Origin of the sequence: Rhizobium acidisoli (assembly GCF_002531755.2) — a bacterium.
GTDB classification, from domain to species: domain Bacteria; phylum Pseudomonadota; class Alphaproteobacteria; order Rhizobiales; family Rhizobiaceae; genus Rhizobium; species Rhizobium acidisoli.
Genome location: NZ_CP034998.1, coordinates 1,440,685 through 1,456,411, shown reverse-complemented (window position 1 = coordinate 1,456,411; position 15,727 = coordinate 1,440,685). Strand labels below are relative to the sequence as shown.

Here is a 15,727-nt window from a genome sequence, read left to right as displayed (position 1 = left end):
AACGATCATAATCCAGATCGTTGCTATTTCCAAGAGGAGCATGAATCATGCGTCTAAGAAACAAGGTCGCGCTGATCACCGGCGGCAACAGCGGTATCGGTCTTGCGACTGCCAAGGTCTTTATCGACGAGGGTGCAAAGGTCGTCATCACCGGCCGCAATCCCGAAACGCTTGCCGCGGCCGAAAAGGCGCTTGGGGCGGGCGTCGTCGCGTTGAAGGTCGATGTCACCGATGCCGCCGCCACCGAGAAGGCCTTTGCGGAAGCCGCCGCAAAGGTCGGCAAGTTCGATATCGTCTTCGCCAATGCCGGCATCGGCGGCATGACACCGCTCGGTGACACGTCGCCGGAGCAGTTCAATCAGATCATCAGCACCAATCTGACGGCCGTCTTCTTCACCGTGCAATCGGCTCTGCCGCATCTCAGCGACGGCGGTTCGGTCATTCTCAACGGTTCGGTGCACGCCGTGCTCGGCGCTCCCGGCTGGTCGGCCTATGCGGCGACCAAGGCTGCGGTCCGGGCGATGACACGCAATATGGCCTCAGAACTCGCGCCGCGCGGCATCCGCGTCAATCAGGTGACACCCGGCGGCACGAAGACGCCGATCTGGTCGCCGATGGCCCAGACGGAAGATGCGATGTCGGCGCTCGAAGCCCGCATCGGCGGCATGAGCCCGCTCGGCCGGATGAGCGAAGCCGACGAAATCGCCAAGGCGGCGCTCTACCTGGCCTCGGATGATTCTGCCAATGTCACCGGCATCGAGATCACCGTCGACGGCGGCATGACGAGTGCCCCGTCCGGCGCCAAGATCTTCCGCGCCGCGTGAGTGAACTGGGGCTGCCTGTGAAAGGCAAGCTCGCCTGATGACAAGTTTACTTCGAGCGCAACGCAACCGCTATTCCTGCGGCTGCGTTGCCTCAGGCCAAACTTAACTGAACAGAGTTCCCGAAACCTGCGTGCCATCCGCAAGGTAGAAGAACTCGATGCTGTTTGCTCCGGCGTACCAGTCTTGCAGTATCACCGTAGCGTTTTCATAGCCTGTGCCGGCCGTCGCGTCGGCATGAGATTGAAGAACAAGATCATCCCCCACTCTCATGTTATCCAAATCCGCAAAGGACAGAACCCTGTCCAGATACACGGCGTCACTTCCTCCGACACCGGTGTCCTTGATTGTCGCAGCAAGAGCCATGTTCACATGGTAGGTGTCGCCATCATTGCCGCCATCGGCGAAGCCTTGGCCCAATATCAGGTTCAACGTATCGCTGCCGTCGTCGCCATAGAGGTGGAAATCGCCAGTGCCGCTGAAGAGCGTGTCATCGCCGCTGCCGCCATGCAGCTGATCGGCTCCGCCGCCGCCATTCAGCGTATCATTGCCGGTGCCGCCGGTGATGATGTTGTCGCCGGTGTTGCCGGTCAGTGTTGCGTTGCCGGTGCCGGTGAAGGTCAGCCGCTCGACGTTGGTGTCGTTCGCCATCGAATAGGTTGTCAACGTGGTGCGGATCTCGTCCGTCCCCTCTCCAGCAGCCTCCGTGATCGTCACGCCCTGGGCGTCGACAAGGTAGATATCGTCTCCCGCGCCTCCGACGAGGGCGTGTCCTGATGTCGAAGAGCCCAGAGTGTCGGCGAAGGAAGAGCCGACGACCCGTTCGAAGTTGGCGAGAACATCACCCATTGCATCGCCACCGCTGACGACATTGGTCGTCAGGTTGATATTGACCGCATCACTGGAGAGCGAATAATCGATCGTATCCAGAGTGCCCGCTCCGCCATTCAGATGGTCCGCCGAAGCTGAACTGAAGAAGGTGTCGTTGAAGTTCGAACCGATGAACGTCTCGATGCTGTCGAAGCTGTCGCCGGCGGCGTCACCTGTATGGACCCCGGTCTTCAAATCGAGAGTGATCGCGGCTGTCGCATTGGCATAGCTGGCGGTATCCGTCCCGGCACCACCGATCAACTGGTCGGCTCCGGCACCGCCGATCAGCGTATCGTTGCCCGTTCCACCTGATATGACGTTGTCGCCGGCATTGCCGGTCAGGGTCGCGTTGCCGGTGCCGGTGAAGGTGAGATGCTCGACATTGGCGTAGGCCGCCATCGAGTAGGAGGTCGCGGTGGTGCGGATCTCGTCGTCGCCGGCGCCTGACGATTCGGTGATGACGATGTTCTGGGAGCTGACGACATAGGTATCGTTGCCGCCGCCGCCCTGCAGCGTCTGGGTGGCCGTGGCGGTCGAGCCGAGCGTGTCTGCGAAGGCCGAGCCGATGACCTGCTCGATGCTGATGAGTCTGTTGCCCTCGGCGTCGCCGCCCGATGCGATAGTCGTCACGCCGCTCGCCCCAAGGATCACGCTGACCGCTGCAGCCGAAGAGGAATAGCTGACGGTGTCGGTGCCGACACCGCCGTTGAAGGTGACGGCCGTACCGTTGCCGACGAAGGTGTCCTTGGAGGAAGAGCCGATGAACGTCTCGATACTGCTGAAGGTATCTCCGGCGGCATCGCCAATGTGGACGCCAGTCTTCAGATTGATCGTGATTGCGGCCGCTGCATTGGCATAGCTGGCGGTATCCGTGCCGGCCCCGCCGATCAGTTGATCGGCGCCGGCGCCACCAATCAGCGTATCATTGCCGGTTCCACCTGATATGACGTTATTGCCGCTATTGCCGGTCAGGGTCGCGTTGCCGGTACCGGTGAAGGTCAGCCGCTCGACATTGGCGAAAGCCGCCATCGAATAGGTTGCCAGCGCGGTGCGGATTTCGTCCGTGCCCCCGCCAGTGGCCTCCGTAATCGTCACGCCTTGGTTGCCGACGAGATAGATATCGTCTCCCGCTCCTCCGACGAGGGCGTGCCCAGAAGTCGAAGAGGCCAGGGTGTCGGCGAAAGAAGAACCGACGACCCGTTCGAAGTTGGCCAGAACGTCACCCGCCGCATCGCCACCGCTTACGATGTTGGTCGTCAGGTCGACGTTTACCGCATCACTGGAGAGCGAATAATCGATCGTATCCAGCGTGCCTGCTGCGCCATTCAGAGTGTCCGCCGAAGCCGAGCTGAAGAAGGTGTCGTCGAAGTTCGATCCCTCGAATGCTTCGATGCCGGTAAAGGTGTCGCCGGCGGCGTCGCCCGTGTGGACCCCGGTCTTCAGATTAAGCGTGATCGCAGCCGCCGCGTTGGCATAGCTGGCGGTATCCGTCCCTGTGCCGCCAATCAGCTGGTCGGCGCCCCCGCTGCCGATCAGGATATCGTTGCCGCCAGCGCCGTCCAGGATATCGTTGGCCGCGCCTCCGGTGAGGATGTCATCGCCGGCGCCACCGGTCAGGTTCACTGCCCCGGTGCCGGTGAAGGTCACCCGCTCGATATTGGTGTAGTTCGCCATTGAAAAGGTTGTCAGCGAGGTACGGATCTCGTCCGTGCCCCCGCCAACGGCCTCGACGATGGTGACGCCCTGGTTGTCGACCAGATAGATATCGTCTCCCGCTCCGCCGACGAGGTTATGTCCAGCCGTGGAAGAGGCCAAGGTATCGGCGAAGGCTGTGCCGATGACCCGCTCGAAGTTGACCAGGCTGTTGCCCTCGGCATCGCCGCCCATTGCAACCGTCGTCACAAAGGCAGCCCCAAGGGTCACGTTGACGGCTTCGGCCGAGGTGGAATAGTCGATGGTATCCAGAACACCGGCGCCGGCATTGAAGGTGATGACCGTGCCATTGCCGACGAAGGTGTCGCTGCCGGTCGAGCCGGCGAATGCCTCGATGCTGTCGAAGATGTCGCCGGCGGCATCGCCGGCGTGGACGCCGGTCTTCAGATTAATAGTGACCCCGGTGGCCGTATTGGCATAGCTGGCGATATCCATCCCGGCTCCGCCGATCAACTGGTCGGCATCCGCGCCCCCGATGAGGACGTCGTTGCCGATGCCGCCGATCAGCACGTCAGTGCCGATGCCGCCAAACAGCGTATCGTCCCCCGCGCCTCCGGTGATGATGTTGTCGGCGCCATTGCCGGTCACATTGACGGCTCCGGTGCCGGTGAAGGTCAGCCGCTCGACATTGGCGAAGCCCATCACATAGGTTGCCAGCGAGGTGCGGATCTCGTCCATCCCCCCGCCAACGGCCTCGACGATGGTGACGCCCTGGTTGTCGACCAGATAGATATCGTCTCCCGCTCCGCCGACGAGGTTATGTCCAGCCGTGGAAGAGGCCAAGGTATCGGCGAAGGCTGTGCCGATGACCCGCTCGAAGTTGACCAGGCTGTTGCCCTCGGCATCGCCGCCCGTTGCAACCGTCGTCACAAAGGCAGCCCCAAGGGTCACGTTGACGGCTTCGGCCGAGGTGGAATAGTCGATGGTATCCAGAACACCGGCGCCGGCATTGAAGGTGATGACCGTGCCATTGCCGACGAAGGTGTCGCTGCCGGTCGAGCCGGCGAATGCCTCGATGCTGTCGAAGATGTCGCCGGCGGCATCGCCGGCGTGGACGCCGGTCTTCAGATTAATAGTGACCCCGGTGGCCGTATTGGCATAGCTGGCGATATCCATCCCGGCTCCGCCGATCAACTGGTCGGCATCCGCGCCCCCGATGAGGACGTCGTTGCCGATGCCGCCGATCAGCACGTCAGTGCCGATGCCGCCAAACAGCGTATCGTCCCCCGCGCCTCCGGTGATGATGTTGTCGGCGCCATTGCCGGTCACATTGACGGCTCCGGTGCCGGTGAAGGTCAGCCGCTCGACATTGGCGAAGCCCATCACATAGGTTGCCAGCGAGGTGCGGATCTCGTCCATCCCCCCGCCAACGGCCTCGACGATGGTGACGCCCTGGTTGTCGACCAGATAGATATCGTCTCCCGCTCCGCCGACGAGGTTATGTCCAGCCGTGGAAGAGGCCAAGGTATCGGCGAAGGCTGTGCCGATGACCCGCTCGAAGTTGACCAGGCTGTTGCCCTCGGCATCGCCGCCCGTTGCAACCGTCGTCACAAAGGCAGCCCCAAGGGTCACGTTGACGGCTTCGGCCGAGGTGGAATAGTCGATGGTATCCAGAACACCGGCGCCGGCATTGAAGGTGATGACCGTGCCATTGCCGACGAAGGTGTCGCTGCCGGTCGAGCCGGCGAATGCCTCGATGCTGTCGAAGATGTCGCCGGCGGCATCGCCGGCGTGGACGCCGGTCTTCAGATTAATAGTGACCCCGGTGGCCGTATTGGCATAGCTGGCGATATCCATCCCGGCTCCGCCGATCAGCTGGTCGGCGTCCGCGCCCCCGATGAGGACGTCGTTGCCGATGCCGCCGATCAGCACGTCAGTGCCGATGCCGCCAAACAGCGTATCGTCCCCCGCGCCCCCGGTGATGATGTTGTCGGCGCCATTGCCGGTCACATTGACGGCTCCGGTGCCGGTGAAGGTCAGCCGCTCGACATTGGCAAAGCCCATCACATAGGTTGCCAGCGAGGTGCGGATCTCGTCCATCCCCCCGCCAACGGCCTCGACGATGGTGACGCCCTGGTTGTCGACCAGATAGATATCGTCTCCCGCTCCGCCGACGAGGTTATGTCCAGCCGTGGAAGAGGCCAAGGTATCGGCGAAGGCTGTGCCGATGACCCGCTCGAAGTTGACCAGGCTGTTGCCCTCGGCATCGCCGCCCATTGCAACCGTCGTCACAAAGGCAGCCCCAAGGGTCACGTTGACGGCTTCGGCCGAGGTGGAATAGTCGATGGTATCCAGAACACCGGCGCCGGCATTGAAGGTGATGACCGTGCCATTGCCGACGAAGGTGTCGCTGCCGGTCGAGCCGGCGAATGCCTCGATGCTGTCGAAGATGTCGCCGGCGGCATCGCCGGCGTGGACGCCGGTCTTCAGATTAATAGTGACCCCGGTGGCCGTATTGGCATAGCTGGCGATATCCATCCCGGCTCCGCCGATCAACTGGTCGGCATCCGCGCCCCCGATGAGGACGTCGTTGCCGATGCCGCCGATCAGCACGTCAGTGCCGATGCCGCCAAACAGCGTATCGTCCCCCGCGCCTCCGGTGATGATGTTGTCGGCGCCATTGCCGGTCACATTGACGGCTCCGGTGCCGGTGAAGGTCAGCCGCTCGACATTGGCGAAGCCCATCACATAGGTTGCCAGCGAGGTGCGGATCTCGTCCATCCCCCCGCCAACGGCCTCGACGATGGTGACGCCCTGGTTGTCGACCAGATAGATATCGTCTCCCGCTCCGCCGACGAGGTTATGTCCAGCCGTGGAAGAGGCCAAGGTATCGGCGAAGGCTGTGCCGATGACCCGCTCGAAGTTGACCAGGCTGTTGCCCTCGGCATCGCCGCCCGTTGCAACCGTCGTCACAAAGGCAGCCCCAAGGGTCACGTTGACGGCTTCGGCCGAGGTGGAATAGTCGATGGTATCCAGAGCGCCGGCGCCGGCATTGAAGGTGATGACCGTGCCATTGCCGACGAAGGTGTCGCTGCCGGTCGAGCCGGCGAATGCCTCGATGCTGCTGAAGGTGTCACCGGCGGCGTCGCCGGTGTGGACGCCGGTCTTCAGATTAACAGTGACCCCAGTGGCCGTATTGGCATAGCTGGCGATATCCATCCCGGCTCCGCCGATCAGCTGGTCGGCGCCGGCGCCCCCGATCAGGACATCGTTGCCGTCGAGGCCGGAGATTTGGTCTTCTCCGGTCGTGCCATTCAAAGTGTCATTACCTGCCGTCCCCGTAATAACTGCCATCTTAGCCCCTAGCGATTCAAACAATGAAAAGAAATGATGTTATTCGTCCCGAAACACGTGCCGACATGGTTGCGGATTGGCTTCATGAGATAGGAGAGGACCGTTCGATCGGTCGTGCGGAAACCTCCGCGGACATGCCGGGCTTGAGCGCAAGATCGGAGCGCCAATGCATTGATTATACATCAAGAAATAACGCGCCGCTTAAAGTGGCCAGACATTCCGATACCTGTCAGGCTGCTCCTATCCAAGCACCGCATCCCCCCCAGAACAGTTCCCGCAATCGTTACGGCGACAGAAACCCAGATGCAACTTTTAATTTAAAATCTTGACAGCGCACGAAACCTATGCCTGCCGTATCTCAACCCCAACCAATGACGACCGAGTTGAACCGCTATTTCCGATTGAAGTCAGATTTTTAAGGTAAACCTTCTCATTCAATGAATGAGAAATTCGGGTGCAGCACATTTCGTCCCCGAAAAAATATCCAATAATGTTTTGCACGGTCCGCCGCCGCGGCAAGCGCTGACGCCAATTCATGCAGCAAGATTGGAATTTTGTCGGCGAGCCGGGACAAAGGCGAACCTGTCTCCACGCACTCTTCCGGACTATTTCATAACAATCGAAAGCCGGAATGATGCCGAGCGTAATCGCGAGATAACCAGCATGACATGGCCCGCACATCGAGTTTTCCGCGCCGCGTGAGTGAACTGGGGCCGGGCAAGTCGGACTTACCCGGCCTCGATCAGCGGTTCCTTGCGCGGCGGGCCACACGAAACAGGACGATTGCCAAATTGGCGACGGCAAGCAGCAGCAGGACATGCAGCATGGCTTCAATGCCGGAGGAAACGATCAGGTTGCCGGCGATCAGCGGAAAGCCGAAGACGCCGATGAAATAGGACAGCGAGAACAGGAGAAGCGATTGCGGCATGAGACCCGCCGGCGCTTCATTTGCTGCCAGCCCGTTGATGACGGAATAGGTCAGCCCATAACCCAGGCCCAGCATTGCCGCGGCTCCGAGGTAGGCCAGCTGATTTGATGTCACCACCAGGAACAGCAGGATGGATGCCAGCGTCAGGCTCGTCAGCACCAGAAGCGAATAGAATGGATCCTTCTTGACCACATATCCCGCCACGAACAGCCGGCTCAGGATGGCGGCGGACATGAAGCCGATGAAGAACAGCGAATAATCGAAACCGTGCGCCTTGGCGTAGCTGGTCTGAAAGCTGGAGAGCCCGCCGAAAATCGCGCCGCCGATGCCGACCATGGCGATGGAATAGATCGCCCGCGACCGGATCACCTGACGCGCTGCGGCAAAGGAGATCTTGTTGACATGCGGCAAGATCTTGCCGGCATTGGTCAGCCTGAGATGCAGCAGGAAATAAAGCGCGCCGCCGGCGAGACTGGAGAGGAATGCAAAAGCGAAGGCCGTCTCGATCGGCAAGGACCAGCCGGTGGCAATGCGGCCGATGATCGGTCCGGCGCCGATGCCCGACATCATCGATCCCGACAGCAGGGCGAAGAACCTGATGCGGTGCTCGGGTTCGGTGATCGCCGCGACCAGAATTGGTCCGAGCGCATAGAAAGTGCCCCAGCCGATGCCGAGGACGAAACCGACGGTCATCAGGCTCAACCCGGCCGCGGGAACCGTGGCAAATCCCAGCCCTGACGCCGCCAGAAAGAGCGCTGAAACCGCCACCGCCCGCGCCGAGCCGATGGCATCGGCGATGTGACCGGACAGGATCACGAGAATGACGGTGCTGACGGTCGCGGCCGAAATGATCAGGCCGGCGAGCGCCTCGTTGCCGCCGCGTTGCCCCACCAGGACCGGGATCAGAAAGGTCACGCCATAGGCGATCGACAGAAGAAATCCGCCGATGCACAAAACGGCAAATTCGCCGCCATCGACCTTCGTTCGCACAGCTGTATCACTCATGTCTCCACGCCCCTCGCAGGAAAGCTCATCCATTGCGGCAATGGAGATCACGTTTGCAACAGGCTAACAACCCGTTTTTATTGTCCTTATAACATATTGAAAAATCATGATGTCGGCGGCAGATGTTTCGGTTTATGCAACATCACAAACACCGGCAACCGACGCACTGCGTTGATCGGGTCAACCGAGTTTCACGACACCGGAACGGCCGACCACACAGTTGCGGCCGCTCTTCTTTGCCGCGTAGAGCCTGCCGTCGGCAGCCGTCAGCACGGCGGTGAAATCGACGCCGTCCTCGTCGGCGGTCGCCACGCCGATGCTGACCGTCACCGGCTTGTCATCCGGCGTCTTGACGCTGGTGGCAATCGTCCAGCGCAGCCGTTCGGCAAGCAGCAAAGCTTCCGCGTGATCGGTGCCTGGGCAGACGGCGACGAATTCCTCGCCGCCGAAGCGGAAGATGCGGTCGCTCGAGCGCAGCGTCGTACCGAGCCGGGCGGCGATCGCCTTCAGCACCTCGTCACCCTGAAGATGCCCATAGCCGTCGTTGACATCCTTGAAGTGGTCGGCATCGATGATGAGCACCGTGGCGTAGAGACCCTGCCTCAGCGCCTCACGCATCATCAGCGGCGCCTCCACCTCCATGCGCGTCCGATCATAGACGCCGGTCAGCATGTCGCGACCGGTACGCTCCAGAAGATCGTTGTAGCGCTCGCGGAACGTCAGGTCGCCGAATACGTCGCTGATCGAACGCGCGGAGACGGCCTTGCCGCCGCGGCGAATACGATATTCATAGATTGCAAACATTGCCGCATAGAGGCAGACGGCAAGCATTTTCGCCTTCCAACCTGCCCAGAATGCGGCGATCGGCACGTCCAGAAAATAATGCAGCGCCGCAAAGAAGCCGATCTGGTCGAAGGTCAGCAGCACGAAGCCCGAAATCAGGAAACGCAGGACGACGCGCCGACGGAAGAAATCGCCGAGCTTTTCGTAAAGCAGAATGATGCCGAGCGAATCGACATAGAGCAGCGCCGTGCCCCAGACCATCAGCCAGCCCATCTCCTGCAGGAAATCGACATCAGGCGTGTGGGCGGGCGACATCTGCAGCGGCAGGTGCAGCTGCAGCACCCAGGCAATGCCGACGGTGAGCAGGTTACCAAGGAACAGGCCATAGATCGGCTGGCGCACCGTCGCGGCATCCTCCTGCCGGTAAAGCATCAGGATCATCATCAACTTGCCGGAGAAGAAGACCGACGAGCCCGGCGACACATCGCCGAACGGCAGCGAGACATAGAAGACCGCCGCCAGATAGGTTTCCATGAAATGCATGACGCCGAGCGCCGTCAGGAAAACCCCGAGCCCGAGCCGATGACGGAAATGCAGAAGCGTCACCATCAGCACGAAATAGGCGACGGCTTCGACGACGAAAAGAGCGAGGTTGAGCGTCTCCATCACCATACCCCGGCTTCAGGCCGGCGCCCTGGACGGAATGCGGGCGCAACGGTCGCGACAGCGGATGCTTTGGTCGATTGTCCGAAAAAGTCAAACACGAGGGCGGCCCTGCATATGCTGCAGGCGATAGCTTTGACTGCAATCCTTTAAGATTGCGTGAGCGAAATGCCGATCCGCGACGGTGTCGCCGCGTCACAGGATTGAAAAACAAGAATAATTGCGGCCGGTATCACGTATGAATGCAGCGGATCCCGGTCTCAGACCTGACGAAGCTTCTCACCGTCACCAAAGAGTGACGAACCGTGCTGATCGATGATCTGCTGCGCCTTGCGCACCGTGCATTCGAGCGCGTCGTCGGAGGAGGAAAACAGATCGGCGCGGATGAAATTGCGCACCAGCACCTCGTCGCCGACCTTCTTTTCGATGCGGCCGGCAAGGCGATACTGGCTGCCTTCCCTGCGCGGCTCCGCATAGATCGTGCAATCATTGTAAAGCTGCGGCTCGCCGGAAGGGCCTGCCGCCTCGGAAGCCGGTTTGCCGCCGCCGGAGAACATCGAAAAGAGATTTGAAAGGAACGAAGCCATGATCCGCCTTTAGCACGATGGCATTGCTGTCGCCAAGTCAAATGATCAGGTTGGCGAGGATCTCGTTTTCGGTGATATCCTCGTAACCCATGCCGGCGGCTTCGAAATTTCCGATCAGCCGGGCGAAATTCTCCGGCGCCCTGGTTTCGATGCCGATCAGGATCGAGCCGAAATTGCGCGCCGATTTCTTCAGATATTCGAAGCGGGCGATATCGTCGTCAGGGCCGAGCAGATTGAGGAAATCCCGAAGCGCGCCCGGGCGCTGGGCGAGCCTGAGGATGAAGTACTTCTTCAGCCCCGCGTAGCGCATGGCTCTTTCCTTAACGTCAGGCAGGCGCTCGAAATCGAAATTGCCGCCGGAAACGACGGCGACGATGGTCTTGCCGCGGATCGCCTGAGCGTCCATCGCAGCGATCGCGGTCAGCGACAGAGCGCCTGCCGGCTCCAGCACGACGCCTTCGACATTCAGCATCTCCTGGATGGTGACGCAGATGGCGTTCTCCGGCATCAGCTGCACTTGGCTTGCCGGGAAATCGCGAAGAGCGGCGAAATTCAAGTCGCCGATGCGGGCGACGGCAGCGCCGTCGACGAAGTTGTCGACCTTGGCAAGCGTCGTCACCTCACCTGCCTCGATGCTGCGCCTGAGGCTCGGTGCGCCGGCGGGCTCGGTAAAGACGAAGGCCGATTTCGGCACGGTACCGTCGAGATAACCGGTGATGCCGGCGGCAAGACCGCCGCCGCCGACCGGCAGGACGACCATGTCAGGCACCGTTCCCTCAGGCAGCTGCTGCATGATCTCGGCGGCGACCGTCGCCTGCCCTTCGATAATATCGGCATGGTCGAAGGGCGGCACCATGACGCCGCCGACCGCTTCGACATGGTCGCGCGCGGCCTGGTAGCACTGGTCGAAGAAATCCCCGAACAGCCGGATGGTGATGAATTCGGCGCCGAACATGCGGGTCTTGTCGATCTTCTGCTGCGGCGTCGTTACCGGCATGAAGACGACGCCCGGCACGCCGAAATGGCGGCAGACGAAGGCGAAGCCCTGGGCGTGATTGCCGGCCGAGGCGCAGACGAAGGTCTTGCCGGAAGCACCCTGCCCGATCGCCTTGCGGAAGAAGTTGAAGGCGCCGCGGATCTTGTAGGAGCGCACCGGCGATAGATCCTCGCGCTTCAGCCAGATATCGGCCCCATAACGCGCCGAGAGATGATCGTTGAGCTGCAGCGGCGTTGCCGGAAAAAGGCTGCGCATTGCCTCTTCGGCACTTTCGACATCAAGTCTCGTCACGGGCGTGATCCATTCTCGTCATGATACCGCCGCTATCGCACAGGCCGGCCGGCACAGGAAAGGCCGCTTCAGCCGTTTACGGTTCGGCCCAGGCCTGTTTGCGAAAGCTTTTCTTAAGCCAACCGCGAAATTGGCGGCACATGAACTGATTTTAACTGTCAATGAAAAGGCGAGCGACTAAATATGAAGCCATGATCCTGTTCAAATTCGCAAGGCCGCTCGCCTGGCTGCTGCTCGCCTTCATCATCTTCGTCACCGTTTCGCCGATCGGGCTGAGGCCGGAGACCGTTACGACTGTCGATACCGACCGCGCGAGCGCCTATATTCTTGTCGGCCTCGCCTTTGCGCTCGCCTATCCGAAACAGTGGAAATTGGTGGCCGTATTGCTGATCGCTGGTACCGTCGCCATCGAATATCTGCAGTATCTCTCGCCGACGCGCCATCCGCGCCTGCATGATGCCGGGATCAAGGCCATGGGCGCCGCCATCGGACTGCTGGCCGGCTGGGTTATCAATAGATGGCGCGAGACGCTGATTATCTCAGGCTAGAAACCGCGAAACTCCACGGCCCAGAAGAACAGCGGTATTGCAGCAATCGCGGTTCCCAGAACAAGCGCGACACTGGTCTTGAATATCCGGATGCGCCGAACCCTGGCACCAGTCCAATCGTAAACCATCGCCTTACTCCCACAAGACAACACTTACTCAACCGCCGCGGCGCAATCCTTACACCGAAAATGCTCTTGTCAAGCAATAACACGCTTATATCCACAATATATATGCATATTCAACCGGTATTATGCAGGTATGGGCAAGCAGAATCGAGCCCCGTATTGCCAGGGCCGATAGACTGTCGCTGAGATCCGTTACACTTGATCGGCACTGGGAACGACTATGATCCCTTCAGTGCAGCGCCGGATTGGTGCTCGGCGGCGAAGAGGTCAATACCCCCTCGCCGTCTCTCGCGCTTGTGCACGAATTCCTAAGATCGCAATCCGGAACGCAACGGCGCTATGGCGCCAATCATCAAGTCTAGCCGTCATAATGGCCGGAGAAGGCCGCTTCCGCAGACTTGACCGTGACAGCCACATTCACGCCCTTTGTCACCGTCGCGCCGGTGGCGCGAAGATCGGTCACCACTTTCAGGCCGCCCGCCTTGGGGGCCGGGAGCGGCAATACGGTACCTGCGTCCAGATCAGCGACCCAGAGCCCGTCTTGACCATCAACACTAATAACAACAACTGTAGCCATGTTTTTGCCCTCTAACGATTGATGTTTAAAATCCAGCTTTCTTCAGGCCTTCACGATAAAGATCTTTATGCCATTGCTCTTTACTTGGTACTGCGGACAACCACTTGTCCACATCGAAGTCCGGATTGCCTTCACGAAACCTTCTTACGAAAATCCGCGCCTTGTCCTGATGACCCAACATGGCCCAATTTGCAGCGGACAACCTATCCGCTAAATGAGGATCGGCCATCTGCCCGATATAGTCCAGCGAAGCTTCGAATTCGCCGAGGGCATAGTTTGCTCCCGCAGCCGTCCAGAAATAGGTGTCGGGACCGAGCGGGTTCAGCTCGATTGCCCGTTCGATCTTTCGCAATGCCATGGCCGGGAGCGAACAATGAACCAGCGTGTCGGCGTAGTCGGCAATCACGTCGGCGTAGTGTGGCGCGAGGCTTTCCGCCACTTCCATGGCTTCGGCGCTTTCATCGAACGCGCCCTGCAGTAATTTGGCGACGCCGAGCTCGCGATAGCCGTCAGCGAAGTCCGAGCGCATCCCGGTGACCTGCTTGGCGAAGGTCTCCGCCAATTGCAAAAGATCGATATCTCCCCGGGCCGTCAGCAACCATTCCTTGGAGTAGGTCCGCGCCATCGAACTTAGCGCCGGTGCGAAATCGGGGCTGACGCTGAGCGCCGCCTTCATTTCCTTGCGGACGCGCCGCAGGTTCGGAAGCGTCAGCCGCGCCAGGTGCCGCCTGCCGACAAGATATCTGTGGTAGGCAACCGGGTTCAGATCTTCGCGCAACGCCTCATGACGCTCGATTTCGCTGGATACGGAAAGAGCGATCTGCCGGGCAACAACTCTTCTGTCTCTGGCGAGATCCATACGATCGAGACTGAACCTTTCGGCCCAGACAATCTGATTCTGATCGAAAAAGATCAGTTGGGCAAAGAGCGTCACCTCATCGCCCATATTGCTGATCCGGGTGTCGAGGATGTAGTTGACGCAATGGCGTTCGAAGAAAGCCTTCTGCGTCTCCACCTGGTGGCCGATTTGAACCGCCGAATACGGGGCTATGACCTCCAGGCTGTTGAAGACGCAAAATCCGATCGTGATATCCTCCACCAAAGACGCGGCTAAGAAACCGGCTTGTGGCCGAGCGGATTGATTTCTGGGGGGAAGCAGCACCAGGCGGGGAATGGCAATGCGGATATCTTCGGGCTCAAGGGGAAGAGAGGCCTCAAGTTTCGCCGTTGACGACGCGGATGGCGGGCGCAGGAATTTCGCATCACCGTCGTCGGATCCGGTGCGCGCGGCGCTGCCTTTCGATGTCGCACTGCGCCGCTGTTCAAAATAGCTCCGAAGTAATTCGACTTCCCCTTCCGCCTTGAAGATCTTTATGAGCAGTTGCAGCGTCTCGGGATCCTTCGGCTCGGTCCGAAACAGGATAACCGCGGCCTTCCTCAGGAGCTCGGCGTCCTTTCGCGACTGGGCCAGCTGCGAGGCCGTTCTCAAAGTATTGGCGAGAAGCTCGTTATGGTAATTTTCACGTTCGGCGAGCCAATGCTGAAACTGGCGGCTATGGCTGTGAACCGGCTCGAGAAAAGGCTGGTTCATCAGCGTCACCAGCTGTCTCAGCCGGGAGAACGGCTCAACCTCTTCCCCCTCGCCGGCCAGCAGCATGTCGGACGACAGTGCCCCCCGGTCGAGAGTGAGCACGTTGCCCTGAGATGAAAGGATGTTTACCCCGAGATCGATCTGACGGGCCTTAATTCTCGAAATCACCTTCCGTAAAGTCGACTGTGCAACGTCCCGGTCGGCCTCGCCCCAAAGGAAGCGAGCCAAGGTCGTTCGATCCGCCGAACCTTGATCGGTTGTAAACAAATAGGCGAGCAGCAGCAGGCCTTTCTCGGGAAACGCGACAGCGTTCCCCTCCTCGTCGACGAGCTGCAGCCTCCCGAAGGTCTTCAGAACAAAAGCCATTTTGCCTTTTAAGTCACCACATGTCCCGGCGCTCACAATGAAAAGTGAAGTGCACGTATTGCAACAGTAAAAATCACGAACTCTACCCCAGCCAGCACTTTGTCCCAATGTCCTGCGAAATTCAACAAGCTTCTGTCGCAAGGGTTGTGGTAAGTTTTCTACGCTGACCGGGAGGAAATTTCACAATCGACTGTCGCGCTCTGCATGGGCATAGCGTTACTTTAAGGTTTCCTAATGTGCAGTTGCTTGTCGGAGCTTTGATCGGCGCGCCGGAGCGTCGCTTTACTCCCGAACGCAGCTGGACATTCGAGCGACCAGGTGCTGGAGGGTTTCCAGCGTTTAAACGGAATCGCACCTCGCCACTGAATATCGGTTGAGAATGCCGCCTCTCTTTGTTAGCAGGGAGAACCACGCGGACGTGGTGGAATCGGTAGACACAAGGGACTTAAACCAAAATTGAGTGCACTGGCGGAAACGCCTGATGTAGAACTGCTCAAAGTCGGGGAAACCTGTCAGATGGCAATCCCGAGCCAAGCCCCGCAAGGGGAAGGTGTAGAGACTAGACGGG

General features: G+C 60.0%; 9 protein-coding genes. 2 read left to right on the top strand and 7 right to left on the bottom strand.

Annotated elements, in window-relative coordinates; all coding sequences use genetic code 11:
• Positions 1-47 precede the first annotated feature (47 nt).
• A complete protein-coding gene (locus tag CO657_RS07240) occupies positions 48-824 on the top strand; it encodes a glucose 1-dehydrogenase (protein WP_054183291.1) in 777 nt (258 codons plus the stop codon).
• Between the two features lie 102 nt (positions 825-926).
• Here CO657_RS07240 and CO657_RS07235 read toward each other — a convergent pair whose 3' ends face one another.
• The 5 genes from CO657_RS07235 to ilvA form a co-directional block, all read right to left on the bottom strand.
• Positions 927-6,698, bottom strand: coding sequence for a calcium-binding protein (locus CO657_RS07235; RefSeq protein WP_128715527.1), 5,772 nt, complete (start codon positions 6,696-6,698; stop codon positions 927-929).
• A gap of 742 nt (positions 6,699-7,440) precedes the next feature.
• A complete protein-coding gene (locus CO657_RS07230) occupies positions 7,441-8,631 on the bottom strand; it encodes an MFS transporter (protein WP_054185764.1) in 1,191 nt (396 codons plus the stop codon).
• A 180-nt stretch (positions 8,632-8,811) separates the two neighbouring features.
• Positions 8,812-10,083 (bottom strand): GGDEF domain-containing protein, encoded by a 1,272-nt coding sequence (locus tag CO657_RS07225; RefSeq protein WP_082366371.1) that lies wholly within the window; start codon positions 10,081-10,083, stop codon positions 8,812-8,814.
• Between the two features lie 254 nt (positions 10,084-10,337).
• Positions 10,338-10,664, bottom strand: coding sequence for an HlyU family transcriptional regulator (locus tag CO657_RS07220; protein ID WP_003587069.1), 327 nt, complete (start codon positions 10,662-10,664; stop codon positions 10,338-10,340).
• Between the two features lie 37 nt (positions 10,665-10,701).
• Positions 10,702-11,952, bottom strand: a complete 1,251-nt coding sequence (ilvA, locus tag CO657_RS07215) for a threonine ammonia-lyase (protein ID WP_054185763.1) — start codon at positions 11,950-11,952, stop codon at positions 10,702-10,704.
• Positions 11,953-12,143: 191 nt separating this feature from the next.
• Between ilvA and CO657_RS07210 the strand changes: the two genes are divergently transcribed.
• Entirely contained in the window at positions 12,144-12,500 is a 357-nt protein-coding gene (locus CO657_RS07210) for a VanZ family protein (RefSeq protein WP_054185762.1), read from the top strand.
• A 483-nt stretch (positions 12,501-12,983) separates the two neighbouring features.
• Here CO657_RS07210 and CO657_RS07205 read toward each other — a convergent pair whose 3' ends face one another.
• Together CO657_RS07205 and CO657_RS07200 are read right to left on the bottom strand one after the other, a co-directional pair.
• Positions 12,984-13,202 carry a hypothetical protein gene (locus CO657_RS07205; RefSeq protein ID WP_003587075.1) on the bottom strand — a complete coding sequence of 73 codons (219 nt, stop codon included), beginning with the start codon at positions 13,200-13,202 and terminating at the stop codon, positions 12,984-12,986.
• Positions 13,203-13,227: 25 nt separating this feature from the next.
• Complete coding sequence (locus CO657_RS07200) at positions 13,228-15,159, bottom strand: hypothetical protein (RefSeq protein ID WP_054185761.1); 1,932 nt, start codon at positions 15,157-15,159, stop codon at positions 13,228-13,230.
• Positions 15,160-15,727 lie beyond the last annotated feature (568 nt).